Consider the following 20934-nt stretch of genomic DNA (forward strand, 5'->3'; position numbering starts at 1 on the left):
AGTTGCCCGAGGAGGAGGTGAAGGATCTGATGTGCCGTGCACGTCAGCCGGTGAGTTTGGAGATGAAGGTGGGAGATGGGGATGAAACGGAGTTGCTTGAGTTGCTTGCCGGGGAAGAGGAGTTACCGAGTGAGCAGGTGGAAGTGGATTGCATGAAAGGCGATTTACGTAGCTTGCTAGAAAAGTTGCCCGAGCTGCAGGGTCGTGTGCTGCGGATGCGATATGGGATAGACGGCGGAGAGCCAATGAACCTCACCGGGATTGCTAAGGCTTTAGGAATGAGTCGCGATCGAACTCGCCGTTTGGAGAGGGAAGGCTTGGCATTGATGCGAACCTCCTCGTTTGAACTTGAGGCTTATATGGTGGTTTGAGATTTGCCTTTTGGTTTTCTGAGAGTCGACAAACCAATCAAAGTTTGATGAATTATTCCTAGAATTATTCCTAGAACAATTCATCAAACTCTCATCAGTATCAGTTGCATATTCTCTTTACTTTTTCAGTGCCTATTCAGCATGAGATGCATATCACCTAGTTGGAATATGGCTAAATCTCTGTGCCAGTCGATAGATAATTCTTGTAGAAGTAGACGTCGAATAATGGCAGAGACTTGTATTGTTGAGTAGCTTCTTTTCTCTCTAGAGATTGTTATTCTTTATGCCCATGTTTAGGTGGTCCGTGGATTAAGGTTTTGCAACATGCCATTTGCGACCTTGCGAGGACTGAAGGTTCGCCGTAGCAGGCTCATTAAGGCCTTGATGTCAGATGCGCTTAAACGCTCATCTTTGATCAATGTCATCAGTAGGCGGCTACGCAAAGTGGATCCATCTGGGCCAAGTAGCAGTTTTAGGCCTGCTCCTGCGACAGGGATTAGTTCTGCATCTGGTGCCACAGCGTCTTGGCTTATCACTTTCAGCAAACTTTCAATTCGCTCCAGGCGTAGGTGCCCATTATTATCGAAAATCACCTCCATCAGTTTCTCTCGCATCTCCATTGAGTCTCCTGCTAGTAGACGTTTGGCCACATATGGGTAGGCAATTCCGATGATCTTGAACTCTGGATCTAGCCTTAATGCAAGACCTTCTTGACTAACAACAGCTCGGATGATCAAGGCAAATCTCGCCGGGACTCTGAATGGGTAATCGAACATCAGTTCTGAGAAACGATCGGTGATTGCCTTGAAGTTGAAGGACTCCACCGATTCACCAAGAGAGCCACCAAGCACTTCTTCTAGTGCCGGTATGATTGATGTCAGATCACTTTTTAGACTAAGGAAACCCAGCTTTTGAAAGTCGTTAGCTAGAGCATTGAAATCGTTGTTAATTAGGTGAACTACTGCTCCGGTAAGAGTGAGACGATCGTCATCACTAATTGAATCCATCATGCCGAAATCGCAGTAGGCAAGATGACCCATCCTTTTACTTTGACCACTAAGGGCAAAAATGTTGCCTGGGTGAGGATCAGCATGGAAATAGCCGAACTCAAAAAGTTGCTGAAGCCCGCTGATGACGGCCGTCCTGATAAGTGCTGTTGGATTAAGAAGTTGGGCTTTTAATTCCTTGCGGTCTCGTAGTTTCGTGCCCTCGATCCAGCTTGTGGTTAATACACGGCGGGATGACAGCAATCGCTCCACCCTCGGGACCGTCACCGTTGGGTCTTTGGCGAAAAGAGCCGCAAATCGTTCAGCATTGTTAGCTTCTTGTTCGTAATCAATCTCCTCAAATAGGCTGCGACCGAATTCATCAATGATGTTGCCTAGCCCAAATCCCAGGTTGAGCGGCAGTACTGGTGCTGACAGCACACCGAGAAGGCGGATGATCACGAGATCGCGGCGCAAGATGAACGCCAGTTGAGGACGTTGTACTTTCACGGCTACCCATTGATTACCGTGTAGTCGAGCTTTGTAGACTTGGCCAAGGCTGGCTGCAGCAATTGGCTCACCAGGAAACTCTTCAAAGAGTTGACTAGCTGGAGCACCAAGATCTTCTGCCAACGTGGCGAGGGCCGTGGCATGGTTGAAGGCGGGCAGATTGTCTTGGAGGCTGGTGAGTTCCTCGAGCCATTCACGCTTGATTAGGTCTGGTCGGGTGGAAAGGGCTTGGCCCACCTTGATAAAGCAAGGCCCGAGGTTGGTGAGCGTGATGAGCAGTCTTTTTGCGAGCTTTTTTTGTTCGTCTTCGTCGTTGCTAGAGCCCTGAGATAGCACTGTCACCGCCAGTGTGATCAGTGAGGTGAGCACATGAATTAATCGAGGTATCCACACCCAGGGCCTGGCTAGCAACCAGAGCAGATCCTGATTCGCGTCGTAACGCATCGGGGCTTTGCGTGATGCTGAAGCGGACGATGGATTGGAGGTGTTCAACAGACCGCACGGGCACGTTGATCATCAGACTTTAGAAACGGCGATTCACCTTCATGGGCTTTCTTCCCCTGTTGACTCGCGACCGTGGTCGCAGCTTGCATCTCCCCGCTCATGGTCGTGGAGCTGGCTTGCCTGATGATCTTCGCGCAATGTTGCGCCATCGAGCTGGCATCTGGGATTTGCCGGAACTTCCTGAGTTGGGTGGGCCATTGATACAGCAGGGTGCGGTGGCTGAGAGTCAAAGGCAGGCAGCGATTGCTATTGGGGCTGAGCGGGGTTGGTATGGCGTCAATGGCGCGACAGGCCTCTTGCAGGCTGCTCTCTTGGCAATAGCAAGGCCTGGTCAGGCTGTGTTGATGCCTCGCAATGTCCATCGCAGCCTCATTCAGGCTTGTGTTTTGGGCGATCTCACGCCTGTCTTGTTTGACCTGCCTTTCATGGTTGATCGGGGTCATGTGTTTCCCCCTGATGGACCTTGGTTGCAGGACGTTTTGAATGAACTTCCCATCGCTGGTGTTGAGATCGCTGCAGCTGTGTTGGTGCATCCCACTTATCAGGGCTATGCGACGGATCTCAAGCCCATGGTTGTTGAGCTTCATGCTCGGGGTTGGCCGGTGTTAGTGGATGAGGCTCATGGTGCTCATTTCGCCAGTCGGGTGGATGCATCTTTGCCTGATTCTGCGATCACAGCAGGTGCTGACTTAATCGTCCACTCATTGCACAAATCTGCTGCAGGTTTGACTCAGACGGCAGTGCTTTGGAGTCAAGGGGATCGCGTTGATCCCAAAGCTGTCGAGCGCAGTCTCGGCTGGTTGCAAACCACCAGTCCAAGCGCACTCTTGCTGGCTTCTTGTGAAGCGTCGCTGACTGACTTGTGCAAGCCTGCAGGCTTGCACAAGCTGAGAACGCGCCTCAAGGTTGCTCGCAAATTGGCGGTTCAACTTCGTCAGTTGGGATTGCCTTTGCTTGAAAATCAGGATCCCTTGCGGCTGATCTTGCATACAGCTGCAGAGGGTATCAGCGGACTTGAAGCAGATGCTTGGCTGATGGCCAGGGGACTGGTGGGCGAACTTCCAGAACCAGGCTGCCTAACGTTCTGTCTTGGCTTGGCGCCCCAGCGTGGATTGGTCAGGCTGATGCATCGTCGCTGGCGGGGACTCCTTGCGGCCCAAGGTAAGGGCCTACCCTTGCCAGCCTTTACGCCCCCGCCACTGCCGCGCATTACAGCACCAGCAATTGCTTGTGGCTTGGCTTGGCGCGCTCAAAGTCGGAGCGTCTCGATTGCTGATGCGGTAGGGAGAGTCGCGGCGGAGTTAATCTGTCCCTATCCTCCAGGGATTCCCTTGCTAGTGCCGGGTGAGAAGCTGGATCACAGGCGTGTGGACTGGCTTTTAGAGCAGCAGAACCTTTGGCCCGAGCAGATCGCTGGTACGGTAAAAGTTCTGGCCTTGTAAGACCATCAATGGTGTGGGCGTGAGAGCAAAGGCCTTTCGATGGAGATTGGTTGCAGCCGGTTCTTCCAGCCAGCGGATTAGCAGTGGTCTGGCTGCCGGAGCGTTCGGTTTGGTGGTGGTGGCTTTAGGGGGGTGGTGGTTCACGGTTGGTTTGGGTGTGATCGTGCACCTTGCGTTGCTTGAGTTTTTCCGCATGGCGAAGTTCACCGGAATCAGGCCAGCGACGAAAACTACTCTTGTGGCCTGTCAGTTGTTGCTGATCAGTACACAGTGGGGAGTGGTTGGCGGGTTGCCATCGGATCTTGCTGCGGCAGTACTGCCTCTCTCTGGAGCAGCCATTTGCGGTTGGTTGTTGCTTCAGCCGATCACCGGCTCCATTGCCGATATCGCTGCCTCGATCTTTGGGTTGTTTTACCTGGGGTTTTTACCCAGTCATTGGTTGCGATTGCGCAATTTGAGTGCTCTCGATCTTGCTCCTGGGCTGGGTCAGCTTCCTGGCTGGTGTGCAGGCTGGTTGACTTCTGGGATGGCGATCACTTTGGTGGCTTGCCTGATGATCGTCGCGAGTGATATTGGCTCTTATGAATTAGGACGTCGTTTTGGACGCCTACCTTTATCTTCTATTTCTCCTGGCAAGACTGTGGAAGGTGCTGTCGGAGGTCTGTTTTGCGCAATGACGATAGGGGCAGTAGCCGGTGAGCTTTTGGCTTGGCCATTGGGTTTTTTGCTGGGCGTACTGCTTGGAGTTTTGGTTGCATTATTTGCTCTGGTTGGAGATCTGATCGAGTCGATGATGAAACGAGATGCGGGTCTTAAGGATTCTGGTGATGCGCTGCCTGGTCATGGCGGCATCCTTGATCGAATTGATAGCTATCTCTTCACTCCTGCAGTGGTGTATTACGCAGTAACGCTGATTTTGCCTGTCATGAGTTAATGCGATCAGGGTGTTACTGATGCGCGACCCTTGAGGTGAAGTTGTCCACCGTTCAGAACGGCTTCTTCAATGTGAATAGCCGGATCCATGGGTAGTGAAGCTTCTAAATCCACATCCTGGTGTCTAATCAGCACGGTTCCTTTATCCGCTCTGATTAGAAAACGCCGTCTTGCCGGTTCTTGTTGACCAATCACTGGAGCCTGTAATTCCAAGGTGTCGTTGTTGATTTGAAGTCCGCCAAGAGGCGTTATGCCAATGAGCTCTTCTGCTAGCCAATCGCCAAGCCATCTCCATGGATCTGATAGCAGGACCTGATTGAGGTCTTTGTCCGTGATTGATACAGTGCCCTGAAGATCGAAGCTTTGCTCGAGAGTCAAAGCCTGGACTGATTTGCCGAGGTTCATGTTCAGCCTGAGGGGGCCGCTTTTTAATTCGGCGTAATGCAATGGCAGGCCTTGAAAGATCACCTCCTTGGCCATGAGACTGACTCCTGAAAGACGACCTCTCAATAGTTCCAGAGCAGATCCGTGCAGTTCAAGCTTCAGTTCACCAACGGCATCGCATTGTCGGCGGACCCAAATCTTTAGACCATTGGCGAGGAGTTGCAGGAAAGGGCCTGTACTGGTGGATGAAGAATCTCCCATGGCTAGGAAAAAGCTTGTAGCCAGCGTTGGGCGACAATCTTGGGATGGTCGAGGTGTGGTAAATGGCCGCAGTTGTCAAGTTCTTCCACATGAGACCCCAGCAGGGTGAGGGCTTCCCGTCTCTGAGGTCCATTCAGAATACGGTCGTTGGCACCCCAGATCACATGAAGTGGTTGCTGGGGTAGCGGTGTTCCGCAATTGGCGATTCCTCCACTGCGGGCAAAGGCAGCCAGTGAGCTCCTCCAGCCTGATACCTGTAGATGAAGGGAAGCGATTTGTTCCTCAGCATCTCCGACAGAGTTTTTGGGATCAGCGAAGGCTTGTCGGCAGATGCTGCGTCGCACGGCTGGTTGACTAAGGATCCATGCGCCCAGTTGATCTAGGCCTGGAGGGATAGGTTTTGGCCGTCCTGTTAATCCTGCAGGCGAAAGTAAGAGCAAGCGGTTGATTTGTTTTGGATGACGTCGAGCAAGCTCCATGGCAATAGCACCTCCCATTGATGCTCCGATGACTCCCACTGGAGAATTAGAGGGCAGATGGGCTAGTAGTTCATCGAGGTGACGGATGAGCGCCTCTTGTCCATAGTCAGCTTCAGGGGGACGGGGAGAGAAGCCAAAACCATACAAATCCGGAATCACAAGTTGATGGTGAGGGCTTAATAACGGCGCTAGGCGTCGGAATTCAAGGAAGCTGCTATCAAACCCATGCAGCAGCAGCACTGGAGCCCCCTCGCCAGTGATGGCTACTGGGTAGGACTCAGGCTCTGAGGTCGAGCATGGGACAAGCCCCGGTAAAGACCACCACTGAACTTGATTGGCCAGGTCACGGGCTAATGGATCCAGAAGTTGTGGAGTGAGCTGACGTAAAAGGGCTTCTGAGGAGGTGATTGTTTGGGCTGCTATTCCAGTTTTGAGGTTCAAGAGGCTGCTATTCGCTTGGTGACTATGGATTTGACAGGGACCGGGCTATTGCCGCTAGCACCGACGAGTGCTTCTAGTAGGGCGCTGGAGTTGACGGGAAACGGCAGTTGATGCAGGTCAGAGCCTTGTTGACAGGCAAATTGGCAGACTTCATGCAGTTCGATAAGACTCACGTTCGATAGGCCCAGATCCTCAAGGTTTACAGGTAGATCAAGTCCTTTGAAGAATGGAATCAGCTGTCGCCTTGCTTGTCCGGCCAGTTGATGGCCCCCAATGATCTCCTCAAGTCGCAACTGTACGAGGATCCCGTAACCCACCTTTTCCCCATGAAGGGCCTCATGGCAGTCTTTTAATTGCGTCAGTGCGTTGTGCACTGCGTGGGCGGCGGCAGTACGGCAGCGAGAACCGCCAATTCCTCCGATCAGCCCTGCAGTCATTGCACAGGCTTCGGCAACCCTGATCCAGGCAAGGCTGTTTTGATTTTTCAGCGCTTCAGGCCCATCCAGCAGCAGCTGATCGCGCAAGACCCTTGCCATCTGCACAGCTTGTTGAATCAATCCATCGTTGCTGGAGCCACTGCTGATAGACGCTTCGTACCACTTGGCGATGGCATCTGCGATGCCGCTGGCGAGAGTCCGGGGAGGAGCCTGACGCACGAGACCATGATCAAAGATCATCAGTTGTGGGCATCGAGCTAGAACTTCATCCCGTTGAAAAGCACCTGTTGATGAATAGATATTGGCGAGGGCGGTCCAACCGGCACAGGTTGCTGCACTAAGGGGAACTGTGATGCATGGGATGCTCAGCCGGTGGGCCAGAAGCTTCCCGGCATCTAGCACCTTGCCCCCACCTGCGGCAATCACACCGTCGCAGGAGTTGTCCAAGGCAAGAGCATTGATCCGCTTGAGATCGATCTCGCAACAATCGTGCTTGAGCTCAGCAGAAACTGTGTTGAGTCCAAGGCTCTGGAGGTTGTTGAGTAATCCCTGGCGTAACTCAGCCGTGGCGTTGCTGCGACCAAGAAGTAAAGGTGAGCGGCAAATCGAGGCAATGAGTTGATGGCTTTCTTCCCACGCCCTTTCTCCCCTAACAACCTTTGCGGGGGCAATGGAGTGAGAGCAGTGAGAGAACGCCTCAGGCAAATTATTTTTGTTCATTGATTTGGAGAGGTGTCAGACGCCTGCTCCAGCGAGTTCCGGTGTGGCGGTAGTTTTGCTGACATGGCGTACAACGATTTGCTTGTTGTCATCCACGTCCATCTCCGCAGCATCACCATCCTTGATGCGGCCAGTAAGTACTTCCTCGGCAAGACTGTCTTCCATGAGTCGCATGACAGCCCTTCGCAGCGGCCTCGCTCCATAAGAGGGGTTGTATCCCTCTTCTACTAGTCGCTCCTTGAATGCATCTGAAACAGTGAGAGTGATTCCTTTGTCTTGCATGCGAGAGAACACTTCTTTGAGCATGATCTCAGCGATTTCTTTCACCTCATCTCTGCTGAGTTGGCGGAAGACGATAATTTCATCGAGACGATTCAGAAATTCAGGACGGAAGTATTGTTTTAGTTCTTCGTTGACCAGGGATTTGATTCGGTTGTATTGACTCTCTTCGGCATTCTCACCGGAGAATTCAAAGCCGAGTCCACCGCCTCCTTTCTCAATGACCTTTGAGCCGATATTTGAGGTCATGATGATCAAGGTGTTCTTGAAGTCCACTGTTCTTCCTTTGGAGTCAGTTAGTCGACCGTCTTCGAGCAATTGGAGTAACAGGTTGAAAACATCTGGGTGTGCCTTCTCGATTTCGTCGAAGAGCACAACGGTATAAGGCCTACGCCGCACCGCTTCGGTGAGTTGCCCCCCTTCGTTGAACCCCACATAGCCAGGAGGAGAGCCGATCAGTTTGCTGACCGTATGCCGCTCCATGAATTCCGACATGTCTAGTCGGATCATGGCTTCTTCGCTACCAAAGAAGTAGGTGGCGAGAGCTTTGGTGAGTTCGGTTTTGCCGACTCCGGTTGGTCCCGAAAAGATGAAGCTGGCAATGGGGCGATTGGGGTTTTTGAGGCCCACCCTGGCTCGACGGATGGCTTTCGAGACCGCTTTGACAGCTTCGTCTTGGCCAATCAGCCTCTGGTGGAGGGTCTCCTCCATGTTCAGGAGCTTCACTGATTCACTTTCGGTGAGCTTCTGTACAGGTACGCCGGTCCAAGCCGCAACGATGTTGGCAATGTCTTCTTCTGTCACCAAGGGAGTAGTGAGATGAGGCGTTGATGGTGCTGTTGTGTCTTTTTCAGGTTGAGGCGTTGGAGTCTCCTGGGTGGAATCTTCAGCAGTCGCGGCCTCGGTGGGCGATGACTCCTCGCTGTCTTGGCGACTGCTTTGAAGCAGAGTACGGATCTTTTCTCTTAGCTCAACTTCTTTTTCACGCAATTCCCCGGCTTTGGCGAAGTCCTGATCACGAACGGCATCTTCTTTTTCCTTTTGAACCTTGCGTAATTCTTTGTCAACTTCTTTTGCCGCAGGTGGAAGTTTGGAGTTCAGCAAACGCACACGGCTGCCAGCTTCATCAATTAAGTCGATGGCCTTATCCGGCAGGAAGCGGTCGGAGATGTAGCGATCGCCTAGGTTTGCGGCGGCATCTAGGGCTTCGTCTGTAATTTTTAGACGGTGATGCTGTTCGTAGCGCTCCCTTAACCCTTGCAGTATCTCAATGGTTTCAGCGATCGATGGCTCGCCAACCATGACCGGCTGAAATCGGCGTTCTAGGGCAGCATCCCGTTCGATATGTTTCCGATATTCGTCAAGAGTGGTAGCACCAATGCACTGCAGTTCTCCTCTAGCTAGCGCTGGTTTGAGAATGTTGGCGGCATCGATTGCACCTTCTGCAGCACCTGCTCCAATCAGGGTGTGAACTTCATCGATGACCAGGATCACGTTGCCAGCGGATTTGATCTCTTCCATGATCTTTTTGAGCCGTTCTTCGAACTCTCCGCGGTATTTGGTTCCAGCAACTAGCAGGCCGATGTCGAGGGTGAGCACCCTCTTTTCTTCAAGGATGTCGGGAATATCTCCCTGTTGGATGCGTTGAGCGAGGCCTTCAGCAATTGCTGTTTTCCCAACTCCAGGCTCTCCAATCAGGACAGGGTTGTTCTTTGTGCGTCTCCCGAGGATCTGAATTACGCGTTCGATTTCATTTTGTCGCCCGACAACAGGATCAAGCTTGGACTCGTTGGCTAGCTGGGTCAGGTTGCTGCCGAATTCATCGAGGGTGGCTGTCTTCGTTGAGCCTTTGCCTCCACCTCCGCCTGCAGTTACCTCGGCGGTTTCGCCGAGCATGCGGATCACTTGGGTGCGCACCTTTGCTAGGTCTACACCAAGGTTTTCGAGTACTCGGGCTGCTACACCCTCACCCTCTCGGATGAGACCAAGCAGTAAATGTTCTGTACCAATGTAATTGTGGCCCAGTTGTCGGGCTTCTTCTAGAGAGAGTTCCAGTACACGCTTTGCTCTGGGAGTGAAGGGAATTTCTACGGCGACGAAGCCTGAACCACGGCCAATGATCTTTTCAACTTCAACGCGGGCGTCTTTAAGGTTCACGCTCATTGACTTGAGCACCTTCGCTGCCACACCTGTGCCCTCACCGATCAATCCCAAAAGGATCTGCTCGGTGCCCACGAAATTATGACCAAGGCGCCGGGCCTCTTCCTGGGCCAGCATGATCACCTTGATGGCCTTCTCGGTAAACCGCTCGAACATGGTCCGGGGCACTTGAATCTATCTCTAACTTATCAGGGTTGGTGTTGGAATGTGAGCTGTTGGATTATTTGGCCTACTCCCTTTGCTGCAAGGGAATTAGTAGTTTCAATAGTAACAATGAAGTGGCTAAGATGTTTGTCTTCGTTGTATTTTCCGGACGGTAATCCGTACTTATTTAAATCTTTTGTCTTGGTGCAGCCTTCCTCTCCAAGCTTCGCCACTGAATTAGAGCATCTTGGCCGTTGCTGTAATAGTGATGACGACATCCTGCTGTCTTGAATCCGCAGCTTTCGTAAAGCCCTATGGCCGCTGAATTGTTTCTGGCAACTTCGAGTGTGGCGTGGATGGCGCCGGTTAGTTGGCCTTGCTCGAGCAACTTTGATAACAGCAGACGGGCTAGGCCCTGTCTGCGATGTTGAGGATGTACTCCTATTGCGGTGAGATGAAGTTCGTCCACCACTAACCAGCCACAGGCCAAAGCCAGCAGTGTTGAAGACTTGAGCACTCCCATGCAGAGACTGCGGGAATTGATCAATTCCTGACTCCATTGCTGTTTGCTCCACAATCCATTGAGTGCGAGTTGATTCAGCTCCATGCACGCATTGATCTGTTCTGGCCCGAGATGGGTTACTTCAATTGCTTCGATGTCGTGCTTAAACATGCCTAACCCCCTCCTTGGGGGGACTGATCCCTACATTGATCCCTCTAACTAGTTTCCTCGTCCATTGCCATGATTTCATCCAGCCCCTATGAGCCTGGGCGGGATCCCCTTAGCCCCAATTGCAACCTCGCGCCGATTACAGCCGAACTTGATGCGCAATCACGCTTGAGCGTAGGAGGCTGTCAACTGAGCGAATTGGCTGAGTGCTATGGCACCCCTCTCTATGTGCTTGATGAAGCCACTTTGAGGGCAGCTTGTCAGTCTTACCGTGGGGCATTACAGCGTCACTATCCAGGTTCATCTCTTCCTATCTATGCCTCTAAGGCCAATAGCTCATTGATGATGAGCAGCCTGGTGGCTTCAGAAGGTTTTGGGCTTGATGTGGTCTCAGCAGGTGAGTTGCTTACCGCTTTGAAGGGAGGTGTCCCAGGCGATTGCATTGTGCTTCATGGCAACAACAAATCTGATGAGGAGCTGCTGCTTGCCTATCGCAATGGCGTCACAATCGTTGCTGATAATCAGCATGATCTTGATCGCCTCTCACAACTGGTGCCGGTTGGGGCAGATCCCGCAAAGTTGATGTTGCGTTTCACTCCGGGCATCGAATGCCATACCCATGAGTACATCCGCACCGGCCATCTTGATAGCAAGTTTGGTTTTGATCCAGATCAGCTTGAATCGGTTCTGAATCAGTTACTCGGCTGTCGTTGGGCACGGTTAACGGGACTCCACGCTCATATTGGATCGCAGATCTTTGAATTGGAACCTCATCAGGATCTGGCAGATGTGATGGCTGGTGCTCTGCAACTGGCTAGGCGCCTGGGTCATCCAGTTGTGGATCTCAACGTTGGAGGAGGCCTAGGTGTCAGATATGTCAGCTCTGATGATCCACCTTCAATTGACAACTGGGTCAAGGTGGTTGCCGAGGCAGTGAATCAAGCCTGTCGTTCTCGCAACCTGGACTTGCCCCGGTTGATGTGTGAGCCGGGTCGCTCTCTGGTCGCTGCTGCCGGAGTCACCCTTTATCGGGTCGGATCACGCAAGACCATCCCAGGGCTGCGCACCTATCTTTCTGTCGATGGAGGGATGAGTGATAACCCCCGCCCAATCACTTATCAATCTCTCTATACGGCTTGCCTTGCTGACCGCCCTTTGGCCTCGCCAGACGAGACGATCACTCTGGTTGGCAAACATTGTGAATCTGGGGATGTTCTGCTTAAGGACCTTGCCTTGCCATATGCCAGCAGTGGAGAAGTCTTGGTCGTGTTTGCTACAGGGGCTTACAACGTCTCTATGAGTTCTAACTACAACCGCATCCCACGACCTGCAGCGGTACTTGTTCATTCAGGTCACTCGGAGTTGGTGCAGCGGCGGGAGCAGCCAGAAGATCTTCTGCGATATGACGTTATGCCGGAACGATTTGTAGCGTTAGGCTGAGAAGGCAAGGCTGGGGAGTGGGAGTGAACTTGTGGGGGGTGGTAGATCCGCGCCTGCTCGATGTTTTGTTTGCTTCGGCCCTTGGCGTCTTGCTTTTTTCTAGGGTCAATGAGCGGCGCACCCTGTGGTTGTTGAGGGGTTACCTCTTTTTGGTTGCCTTGGCCTGGTTTGTGCAGCGCTTTGAAAATCTTCCGCTCACTTCAAAGTTGGTGGATGCGCTGGTTTTGGCTTGTTCTTTGTCATTAGCGATCCTTTGGCAGGGAGAACTGAGACGTCTGATGGAATTATTGGGAACAGGTCGCCTGGCTGTACTCCTCGGCAATCCTCAGAACGAGCTACGGGGCACCGCCAGCACCGTTGCCCAGCTTACTGAGGCGGCTGGACGCTTGTCTCAGAGCCGCCGTGGAGCATTGGTTGTTGTTGATATGGGTAGTGATCTTCGTCCAGAAGACTTCCTTAACCCTGGTGTGCTGATCGATGCCCAGCTAAGTAGTGAGCTGCTGCTGAATCTTTTTGCATCTGATACGCCCCTCCATGACGGGGCAGTACTTGTGAAGGGTAATCGGATCGTTTCTGCTGGTGTCATTCTGCCCCTCTCGCGGCAGGGCATCAGCCGTTATGGCACGAGACATTTAGCAGCCTTGGGGATAACAGAACGTTTTGACCGCTGTATTTGTGTGGTGGTTTCCGAAGAGACTGGAACATTGTCTCTTGCAAGCCAGGGCCGGCTTGAACGGCCCATCACCAGTAGTCGTCTGCAGGATTTGCTTAAGGAGTTGATCGGTTCCTCATTAGGAGCAACGGCGACGAAGGGGGCCTCTAGTCCAGTCAAAGCTTCGGCTGTTGCTACGCAAGCTTCATCCAGGCTTAGCGTGAGCAGCTCTAGCGAGGAACCACTCCCGTGAGCCGCCGTTCGGCCACTAGTTCAGGCCATCCAAAGGTCTGTGCATGTCCCTCGGGGCTTGATCCCTATCGGCTGCCTAACCATGTGGCTGTGATTATGGATGGGAATGGACGCTGGGCCAAGGCCAGGGGCCTGCCTAGGATGGTCGGCCATCGCGCTGGCGTAGAAGCTCTCAAGAGAACCCTTCGTCTTTGCAGTGACTGGGGCATTGGCGCTCTTACGGCTTATGCCTTTTCTACGGAGAATTGGTCCCGGCCTGGAGATGAGGTGAATTTCTTGATGACTCTGTTTGAGCGTGTGCTTCAGAGGGAGTTGGAGTCACTTGAGCGTGAAAAGGTACGGATTCGTTTCCTGGGAGACCTTGAGGGTCTCCCATTAGGTCTGCAGGAGTTGATCAGTGAGGCTACCGAGCTCACTGTTAGGAACAATGGCATTCACTTCAATGTTTGCACCAATTACGGTGGCCGACGTGAACTGGTTTTGGCGGCACAGAAACTTGCACAACGTGCTGCAAGAGGGGATCTTGATCCAACTTTGATTGATGAGAACAGTTTTGAGGCTGAGTTGCTCACGGCTGGTGAGGTTGATCCAGACCTTCTGATCCGCACCAGTGGTGAACGACGGATCAGTAATTTTCTGCTCTGGCAACTCGCCTATGCAGAAATTCACGTCACCGATGTGTGCTGGCCTGATTTTGATGAAGTAGCTTTGACACAGGCTCTTTTTGATTACCAGTCACGCTGTCGTCGTTTCGGCGGTTTGGATCCAATCGCAGCGAATCATCTGGGATCTTGACCGTTGGCTTCAGTCGTTCCATGACCGTGCTTACTGACAAGGCTCTGACCTTTGAACCTGTTGTTCATCGTTATGACTGGACATTGCATGAGGTGCGGGAACTATTAGAGCGACCACTTATGGATTTGCTCTGGCAGGCCCAGCTTGTGCATCGGAAGGCAAATCCTGGCTATCGGGTTCAGCTGGCTTCTTTGCTAAGCGTGAAGACGGGAGGATGCCAGGAGGATTGCGCTTATTGCCCCCAGTCCATGCACAACAGTAGTGATATTGAAGGGCAGCCCGATCTAGTGGTTCAGATCCAAACAGTGCTGGAGCGCGCACGGGCCGCCAAAGATGCTGGTGCGGATCGCTTCTGCATGGGATGGGCTTGGCGGGAGATCAGAGATGGTGCCCAGTTTGAAGCCATGCTTGCGATGGTGAGTGGTGTACGGGAGTTGGGACTAGAGGCCTGTGTTACTGCCGGCATGCTGACTGAAAAGCAGGCTTCTCGGTTGGCAGATGCGGGATTGACTGCCTACAACCACAATCTCGACACCAGCCCTGAGTACTACGACCAGATCATCACAACGCGCACATATCAGGAGCGAATCGAAACCCTTCAGAAGGTTCGTTCAGCTGGCATCACTCTTTGCTGTGGGGGCATCATCGGTATGGGGGAATCAACGGTGGATCGAGCCTCTCTTCTTTGTGTACTAGCCAATATCAACCCTCATCCTGAGAGTGTTCCTATTAATGCTCTGGTGGCAGTGGAGGGCACGCCATTGCAGGACCTCCCTGCGGTGGATCCTTTAGAGATGGTGCGCATGGTTGCTACGGCGCGAATTCTGATGCCTCGCAGTCGTGTGCGTCTAAGCGCAGGGCGTGAGCAGCTTGGTCGAGAGGCTCAGATCCTTTGTCTCCAAGCGGGAGCTGATTCGATCTTTTACGGCGATAGTTTGCTAACTACCAGCAATCCTGATGTAAAAACTGATCGCGAACTTCTCTCTCAGGCAGGAGTTCATGCGAGTTGGGAGGAGGGTGACGAATGAATCTGCAAGATGATCAGACCTCTGCAGATCTATTTCAGGTAGCGACTTTCTATTCCTTTACTTCTTGGCCTGAGGTCACTATTGCCTGCTTATTGCAGGATCTGCTGAGCATTGGGGATGAACATCAACTGATGGGAACTGTGCTTTTAGCAGAGGAAGGGGTGAATGGAACGATTTGTGGATCGGTTGATGGTGTTAGCGCTTTGCTTGAGAGGTTAGAACGCGATTTAATCGAGGGTTTGTTTGAGCTGAAAATTAGCTGGGCGCCTGAGCAGGTTTTTCGTCGCTTCAAGGTTCGCCGGAAGGCAGAGATTGTGACCATGGGTCTTGCCGGGCTGAATCCATCAAAGACGGTGGGGACTTATGTGGATGCTCATGAATGGAATGATCTAATTGATGATCCAGATACTCTCTTGATCGATACGCGAAATGACTATGAGATTGCGATTGGGGAATTTAAAGGAGCAATAAACCCCCAAACGAAGTGCTTCCGCGACTTTCCTGCTTGGGTTGAACAGCATTTGCGTTCAATGGTTAAAGCACAAAATTCAGCACGAATAGCCATGTATTGCACAGGAGGCATTCGCTGTGAGAAGGCTACGTCTTATCTGATTGAGAAGGGCTTTACTAACGTCAATCATCTTCGTGGTGGCATCCTTCGTTATTTTGAGGAGGTATCTCAAGCTGAAAGTCGCTGGCAAGGAGAGTGTTTTGTTTTTGATCAACGTGTGGCTTTGAATCATAAGCTTTTACCTGGTGTTCATAGTCTTTGTCATGCCTGTGGAATGCCCCTCACCCCTGAGGATCAGACGATGAACAGTTATGTGCCTGGTGTTCAGTGTCGCCACTGCGTGGATCAATTTAGTGATACGGACCGTATTCGTTTTGCTGAAAGACAACGGCAGATGGAACACAGTTCTAGGAAGTAGGTAACACAGCCATGAAGAAAGCTTGTCTGTATAGTTTTTTAGTTAGATATTGCCTAAGTTTAGGCCAAGAGCAGTTGAATATCTCCAAGCAGGCTTTCCAGTAATGTGACTCTTGTTGAAGTGAAGTTTTTTCTTTGAGTACTTTTACGAAGGTATGCTAGTTAAATGGTTGCTGCATTGACAGTTGTTTTTGTTCGAGCAATGAATCTTGCAATGTTGAATGAATCGCTTGCTTGCTTTGATTAGAGAAGTCTGGTCAGAGACTCAGTATTTTCCTGCCGGAACATCTTCGTGGAAAAGCAAGTGGCTTGTATAGCTCCAACTCTCATAGATTTCAGAGAGTTGGAGCTATCTTCTGTTAACTGATCTAATGGTGTAAATAAGAAGCCAATTTTGAGCCTTTAAACTTGATTTGGCCTCAGCTTAGCTCCAATTCTTTGATTGTTACCTCTGCCTTTGCGATGGCCATGCTTAAGGTTTGATTGCATAGGCTCTAACCCCATGCTCTTTAGGGTGGTATTGATCTTTTTGCGGCGTTGCTCTTTTAAGGCTCTATGAGATTGCCGCCCTTTCTGCTTACAGTTTCGAAAAGCTTCTGGTGTTTGGGCAGCATTAATACAGTTGTGGGAATCGTTGATGATGGAAATCCGATTGTCTGCACTACTTAGTTCCCATTCTTTGCGGGTCTCAAACAGCTTCTGTTGCTGAGCTTCGCTAAGTTTGACCCCAAAACTTTGGCCACTTTTGTTGGCTTCAGCATCGTTGACGACAAAGGCTGAGCCAGCAAGGGCAAAACAAGGAATCAGCCAAAGGGCCTTGGAACGTATTGAAAAGTTCATCGAGAACTCCAAAAGTTGACCTCTTTATCTTGCGCGGATGCACGTGGAAAAATCTGACTAGAAGCACTGCAAAGCATGACTAAGTTTGACCGTGGTCTTCAGGTGGCCCTTTGCCCATATAGCGAGACAACAACACTTGTTGCGATCAATGCTTTTTGGATTGCACTGTGGTCTGAGTGTTGGCAAGGATATTCAGGGGATCAGTACCGGTTAAGTACGATCGGCTTCGTTCTTTCATCTCTTTTGTTTCTTTGCTGGCAAGCAGACTATTTATGTCCATCTTTCAGTACCAGATACCTTTGCTACAACTTCAACCCTTCACCACACTTTGCTTAAATCCTATTTTTGGCTGAAACTATCGTCATGCCAAGAAGTATGCCATGCCCTGATGACACGATGCCAGCACTCAGCTTTTGGGGGCGCTATCCCTACTTGAGAGTGTTAGTGGTTGTGTTATTGATGACTTCTCAACCATGCGCAATTTCAGCGCAGGCATCAACTTCGCCATCAGTGGCCCAATCAGGCTTGCGTCATTTAAGTGATCACTTGCCGATTGTTGGTGTTTGGATGACTAATAGTCCGAGCCCTCTTTATTACAGCCGCAACTTGATGCATAAGGCTGTGAAAGATCTCTATAGCGCAGGCTTCACGGCGCTCTATCTCAATGTTTGGAGTAGGGGGTCCACCTTCCATCGCAGCAACTATGCCCCTGTAGAAGTGCCTCTTCAGAAAGCAGGCTTGGCTCTCGACCCTATTTGCACCCTGAGTAGAGAAGGTCATGCCCGCGGCATGAAGGTGGTGCCATGGTTTGAATACGGGCTGATGGAGCCAGATGATGCAGAGGTTGTCAAGCTCCATCCCGACTGGGTTCTTGCCAGGGCTGATGGCAACCCAGTTGTGAAGATGCATGGGAATCACAAGCGGGTTTGGCTTAATCCAGCCCATCCAGAGGTTCGTGCGCGATTCATTGGCTTAGTGATTGAGGTCATGAAGCGCTGCAAGATGGATGGCGTTCAGCTTGATGATCATTTTGCTTGGCCGGTGCAGCTTGGTTATGACCCTTACACCGTGGCTCTTTATCAACAAGAAACTGGTTCCTCACCGCCCCGGGACTACAGCGACCGCTTTTGGATGCAATGGAGAAGGCGGAAACTTACCGGGTTGCTTAGAGAACTGAGGCAAGCATTGGGGAAGGAAAAGCTGCCTGTCAATATCAGCCTTGCCCCTGGGCCTTTCAGATTTGCTTACAACAATTGGCTTCAAGACTGGGAGCTTTGGACTGTAGGCAAATTGATAGACGAGTTGGTTGTGCAGAACTACGCCTACTCACTCAAGGGATTTGCGAAGGATCTCGACCAGCCGGCCTTACGCAAAGCACGTCAATGGGGTGTCCCTGTGCATATTGGCGTGCTGGCAGGATTCGGCAAACGCACCACGCCCATGCCGGTTTTGGTTGAAAAGGTTCGACTGGCAGCTGAGCGCGGCCATGGCGTGATTTATTTTTATTGGGAGGGGCTCTGGGGACAGCACGCTGGGATAGAGGGTGGAATTCAGCGCCTCAGACAGTTCAAGCAATTGCATGAGAAGAAAGAATAGGTTTGTTCCTAGTGCTCTGGCCGCATGAGCATTACCACTTCTCTGGTGTTTGCAGATAGCTCTGCACTGGCCAGTTGATCGATGGCCCGGTGCATCGCCTCTTTCCTTGATGGAGCATAAGTTTGCCAACGGCTGAACACTTTCACCATTCGTGAAGCAGTGATTGGGTTGCGTTGATCAATGGCGATGAGCTGATCAGCCATGAAGTTGTAACCACTTCCATCAACAGAGTGAAATACAGGTGGATTTGAAGCGAGACCACCAAGGACAGCCCTTATCGCGTTGGGTGCCATTGGGTCAAAGCGGGGATGATCTAGTAACTGTTTTATTCGTTCAAGCCCATCTGACCGTGGAGTGGATGCCTCCAGAGCAAACCAGGTATCTAGGATCACTGGCCGATCTTGCCAGCGCTCGTAAAAGCTTTTGAGAGCTTCGTCTCGCTCAGGACATTCAACGGGTTGTAGTGCCCGAAGGGCCGCTCGAGCCAAAGACATCGAGGGTCCGTTGACTGCTTCAAGTGCTTCCTTGCGAACTTCGCAATCACCAGCAGCAGCTAACCAGCTCCAGGTCAGTCCTGTGAGCATGCGTTCACCTTGTCCTGCTGGCCATTGAGCCCCCCAATTCAATCGACTGCGTTCAAGCAGATGTTGGAGCGGATCTGAGAGCTTGACTCCCAACCATGACTTGAGTGATTGATAGACCTGATAGAGCATCAATGGATCGGCGACATCCTGGGCGGCCTCCAGTTCAGCTAGTCCTGGCATGCCAAATAACATCGCCAGAAAAGAGGGATCACTTTCGCCTCCACTGGTGATCAGTTGATTTAGCGCTAGAGCTAAACGTTCTTCAAGTGGATTGTCAGCTTGTTTGCGAGCCCTTGCTAAAAGGATCTTTCTCCATAATCTCTGGCCTGCTTCCCATCGAGCAACGGGATCATCATCAAGAGCAAGTAGCTGCAACGATTCTTCGACTGAGACGTCCATCTGCAACGTGACCGGAGCTGAAAAACGACGAAATATCGATAGGGCAGGAGGCTTCGCTTGCCTAGGTAGATCACTTAGTGAGACGTTCTGTGTGTCTCGGTCCAAAACAACCAGTTTCTCCTCGCCGACTCGTCCATTTGGGCCGATCACGGCGAGGACCATCGGAATGACTAGAGGTTCTTTTGAGGGTTGACCAGGAGTTGGTGGTGTGAACTGGTTGACCTCAAGTGTGAGTGTTCCGACTTGAGAATCCCAGTGGCGTTTTACGCATACTTGAGGAGTTCCGCTTTGGTGATACCAACGCTGAAATTGATCAAGATCAAAACCAAGTTTTTCCCCATTTGCGCAGGCTCCTTCAGCAATGGAGTGAATAAAATCGTCTGTAGTAGCTGCAGTGCCATCAAAACGCTGCACATATAACGCCATTCCTGCCATGAAGCGTTGCTGCCCAAGCAGGGTGTGAAGCATGCGGATTAACTCTGCACCTTTTTCATAAATAGTTGTGGTGTAGAAGTTATCAATTGCCTTGTATTCACTAGGCTTGACTGGATGAGATGTAGGGCCTGAATCTTCACGAAATTGGGTGTTTCGCAGCATTGATACATCCTCGATGCGTTTCACTGCTTCTGAATGCAGATCAGCTGTGAAGCTCTGATCCCGAAATACAGTGAGACCTTCTTTTAGGGAGAGCTGAAACCAGTCCCTGCAGGTAATACGGTTGCCAGTCCAGTTATGAAAGTATTCATGAGCAACAACACTTTCGATTCGTTCAAGCTCACCATCTGTGGCACATTCGGCATCAGCCAATACAAGTTTTGAGTTGAATATATTTAAGCTCTTATTTTCCATTGCGCCCATGTTGAAGTGACGCACTGCCACAATGTTATATTCATCAAGGTCGTATTCCAGCCCATAGATCTTTTCATCCCAGGCCATGGCTTTCTTCAGAGAATTCAAGGCGTGAGAGGTATAGGATTCGTCTCCGTTCTCAACATGCAAGCGCAATAGAACTGAGCGTCCAGATTTGGTTGTGAAATGAGCCTGAACTTCTTGAAGTGCTCCTGCAACCAAAGCAAAGAGATAGGCAGGCTTGGGATAGGGATCGTCCCAAATTGCCTCATGCCGCATTGGATCTTTAGCTAAAGGCCCTGTGCTAACAAGATTTCCGTTAGAGAGCAACACTGGATAGCGCGTCCGATTCGCCTCAATTCGTACTCGATAGCGACTGAGCACATCAGGACGATCGGGATGGAAGCAGATGCGACGAAAGCCTTCTGCCTCGCATTGGCTTGTGAGCATGCTCTCGCTGGCATAAAGCCCTTCTAGTGAGGTGTTGTTGAAGGGATCAATTCGGCAGATGATCTTCAACTCAAAAGGATGAATTGGTGGCTGATGGAGAACTAACTCACGGCTCGATAGGCTGTAGGCATCCGTTGGTACAGAACTGCCGTTTATAACAATGGAGTCCAACTCCAGCTCTAACCCCTGAAGGACTAACGGAACTTTGGTTGTCAAGGCAGGCTCGATCTGCATGGAGCTGGAGATCACGATGTGCTGTTCTTCGACAACAACATCCAGTTCAATGTTAGGAATCTGGAAGGGATATGGCCTGTAATCCGCTAATCGGGTGGTTGCTGTTGTCATGGGGGAGTGTTTGCTTGTAGAGATTTTTGAGTTTGAGCTTCCGCGCTAATTCCCT

Annotated in this window: 16 protein-coding genes; 9 read left to right on the forward strand and 7 right to left on the reverse strand. The window is 51.2% G+C overall.

All coding sequences use genetic code 11. The annotated features are described in order from the left end of the window. Window positions 1-371, forward strand: a 371-nt coding sequence (locus tag EV12_RS00005) for a sigma factor-like helix-turn-helix DNA-binding protein (RefSeq protein ID WP_036910543.1), incomplete at its 5' end; no start/stop codon positions are given. Between the two features lie 293 nt (window positions 372-664). Here EV12_RS00005 and EV12_RS00010 read toward each other — a convergent pair. Beyond that, complete coding sequence (locus tag EV12_RS00010; RefSeq protein ID WP_036910547.1) at window positions 665-2311, reverse strand: ABC1 kinase family protein; 1647 nt, start codon at window positions 2309-2311, stop codon at window positions 665-667. A 101-nt stretch (window positions 2312-2412) separates the two neighbouring features. Between EV12_RS00010 and EV12_RS00015 the strand changes: the two genes are divergently transcribed. Further along, window positions 2413-3813 (forward strand): aminotransferase class I/II-fold pyridoxal phosphate-dependent enzyme, encoded by a 1401-nt coding sequence (locus EV12_RS00015; protein WP_036910549.1) that lies wholly within the window; start codon window positions 2413-2415, stop codon window positions 3811-3813. 19 nt (window positions 3814-3832) lie between these two features. Further along, window positions 3833-4747 carry a phosphatidate cytidylyltransferase gene (locus EV12_RS00020; RefSeq protein WP_052039497.1) on the forward strand — a complete coding sequence of 305 codons (915 nt, stop codon included), beginning with the start codon at window positions 3833-3835 and terminating at the stop codon, window positions 4745-4747. Between the two features lie 5 nt (window positions 4748-4752). Here EV12_RS00020 and EV12_RS00025 read toward each other — a convergent pair whose 3' ends face one another. The 5 genes from EV12_RS00025 to EV12_RS00045 form a co-directional block, all read right to left on the reverse strand. Continuing rightward, window positions 4753-5391, reverse strand: coding sequence for an LmeA family phospholipid-binding protein (locus EV12_RS00025; RefSeq protein WP_036910551.1), 639 nt, complete (start codon window positions 5389-5391; stop codon window positions 4753-4755). A 2-nt stretch (window positions 5392-5393) separates the two neighbouring features. Continuing rightward, entirely contained in the window at window positions 5394-6293 is a 900-nt protein-coding gene (locus EV12_RS00030) for an alpha/beta fold hydrolase (RefSeq protein WP_036910625.1), read from the reverse strand. A gap of 14 nt (window positions 6294-6307) precedes the next feature. After that, a complete protein-coding gene (locus EV12_RS00035; protein ID WP_036910553.1) occupies window positions 6308-7468 on the reverse strand; it encodes an iron-containing alcohol dehydrogenase family protein in 1161 nt (386 codons plus the stop codon). Between the two features lie 15 nt (window positions 7469-7483). Continuing rightward, window positions 7484-10063, reverse strand: coding sequence for an ATP-dependent Clp protease ATP-binding subunit (locus EV12_RS00040; RefSeq protein WP_036910555.1), 2580 nt, complete (start codon window positions 10061-10063; stop codon window positions 7484-7486). A 175-nt stretch (window positions 10064-10238) separates the two neighbouring features. Further along, a complete protein-coding gene (locus tag EV12_RS00045; protein ID WP_036910557.1) occupies window positions 10239-10724 on the reverse strand; it encodes a GNAT family N-acetyltransferase in 486 nt (161 codons plus the stop codon). Between the two features lie 69 nt (window positions 10725-10793). Between EV12_RS00045 and lysA the strand changes: the two genes are divergently transcribed. The 6 genes from lysA (at window position 10794) to EV12_RS00080 (ending at window position 18252) form a co-directional block, all read left to right on the forward strand. Further along, window positions 10794-12161, forward strand: coding sequence for a diaminopimelate decarboxylase (gene lysA, locus EV12_RS00050; protein WP_036910559.1), 1368 nt, complete (start codon window positions 10794-10796; stop codon window positions 12159-12161). Between the two features lie 23 nt (window positions 12162-12184). Continuing rightward, window positions 12185-13066 carry a diadenylate cyclase CdaA gene (gene cdaA, locus EV12_RS00055; RefSeq protein ID WP_036910627.1) on the forward strand — a complete coding sequence of 294 codons (882 nt, stop codon included), beginning with the start codon at window positions 12185-12187 and terminating at the stop codon, window positions 13064-13066. Next, entirely contained in the window at window positions 13063-13860 is a 798-nt protein-coding gene (gene uppS, locus EV12_RS00060; protein ID WP_036910561.1) for a polyprenyl diphosphate synthase, read from the forward strand. Before cdaA ends, uppS begins: the two co-directional genes overlap by 4 nt. 20 nt (window positions 13861-13880) lie before the next feature. Then, window positions 13881-14888: a biotin synthase BioB gene (gene bioB, locus EV12_RS00065; RefSeq protein ID WP_036910629.1), complete on the forward strand. Its 1008-nt coding sequence runs from the start codon at window positions 13881-13883 to the stop codon at window positions 14886-14888. Beyond that, on the forward strand, window positions 14885-15817 hold the full coding sequence (gene trhO, locus EV12_RS00070; protein ID WP_036910563.1) for an oxygen-dependent tRNA uridine(34) hydroxylase TrhO: 933 nt from the start codon (window positions 14885-14887) through the stop codon (window positions 15815-15817). The genes bioB and trhO overlap by 4 nt, the downstream gene beginning before the upstream one ends. A 1202-nt stretch (window positions 15818-17019) precedes the next feature. After that, window positions 17020-18252, forward strand: a complete 1233-nt coding sequence (locus tag EV12_RS00080) for a glycoside hydrolase family 10 protein (RefSeq protein ID WP_036910567.1) — start codon at window positions 17020-17022, stop codon at window positions 18250-18252. An 8-nt stretch (window positions 18253-18260) separates the two neighbouring features. Here the strand turns inward: EV12_RS00080 and pepN are convergent, their stop codons facing one another. Then, complete coding sequence (gene pepN / locus EV12_RS00085; RefSeq protein WP_036910569.1) at window positions 18261-20879, reverse strand: aminopeptidase N; 2619 nt, start codon at window positions 20877-20879, stop codon at window positions 18261-18263. Window positions 20880-20934 lie beyond the last annotated feature (55 nt).

It is taken from the genome of Prochlorococcus sp. MIT 0701 (genome assembly GCF_000760295.1).
Lineage (GTDB): Bacteria > Cyanobacteriota > Cyanobacteriia > PCC-6307 > Cyanobiaceae > Prochlorococcus.

What these genes read in the sequence shown, in the direction of transcription:
- EV12_RS00010 (WP_036910547.1), bottom strand. Translation starts at nt 2,311, where the DNA reads ATGCGTTACGACGCGAATCAGGATCTGCTCTGGTTGCTAGCCAGGCCC.
- EV12_RS00015 (WP_036910549.1), top strand. Translation starts at nt 2,413, where the DNA reads ATGGGCTTTCTTCCCCTGTTGACTCGCGACCGTGGTCGCAGCTTGCAT.
- EV12_RS00025 (WP_036910551.1), bottom strand. Translation starts at nt 5,391, where the DNA reads ATGGGAGATTCTTCATCCACCAGTACAGGCCCTTTCCTGCAACTCCTC.
- EV12_RS00035 (WP_036910553.1), bottom strand. Translation starts at nt 7,468, where the DNA reads ATGAACAAAAATAATTTGCCTGAGGCGTTCTCTCACTGCTCTCACTCC.
- EV12_RS00040 (WP_036910555.1), bottom strand. Translation starts at nt 10,063, where the DNA reads ATGTTCGAGCGGTTTACCGAGAAGGCCATCAAGGTGATCATGCTGGCC.
- EV12_RS00045 (WP_036910557.1), bottom strand. Translation starts at nt 10,724, where the DNA reads ATGTTTAAGCACGACATCGAAGCAATTGAAGTAACCCATCTCGGGCCA.
- lysA (WP_036910559.1), top strand. Translation starts at nt 10,794, where the DNA reads ATGATTTCATCCAGCCCCTATGAGCCTGGGCGGGATCCCCTTAGCCCC.
- bioB (WP_036910629.1), top strand. Translation starts at nt 13,881, where the DNA reads ATGACCGTGCTTACTGACAAGGCTCTGACCTTTGAACCTGTTGTTCAT.
- trhO (WP_036910563.1), top strand. Translation starts at nt 14,885, where the DNA reads ATGAATCTGCAAGATGATCAGACCTCTGCAGATCTATTTCAGGTAGCG.
- EV12_RS00080 (WP_036910567.1), top strand. Translation starts at nt 17,020, where the DNA reads ATGCCAAGAAGTATGCCATGCCCTGATGACACGATGCCAGCACTCAGC.
- pepN (WP_036910569.1), bottom strand. Translation starts at nt 20,879, where the DNA reads ATGACAACAGCAACCACCCGATTAGCGGATTACAGGCCATATCCCTTC.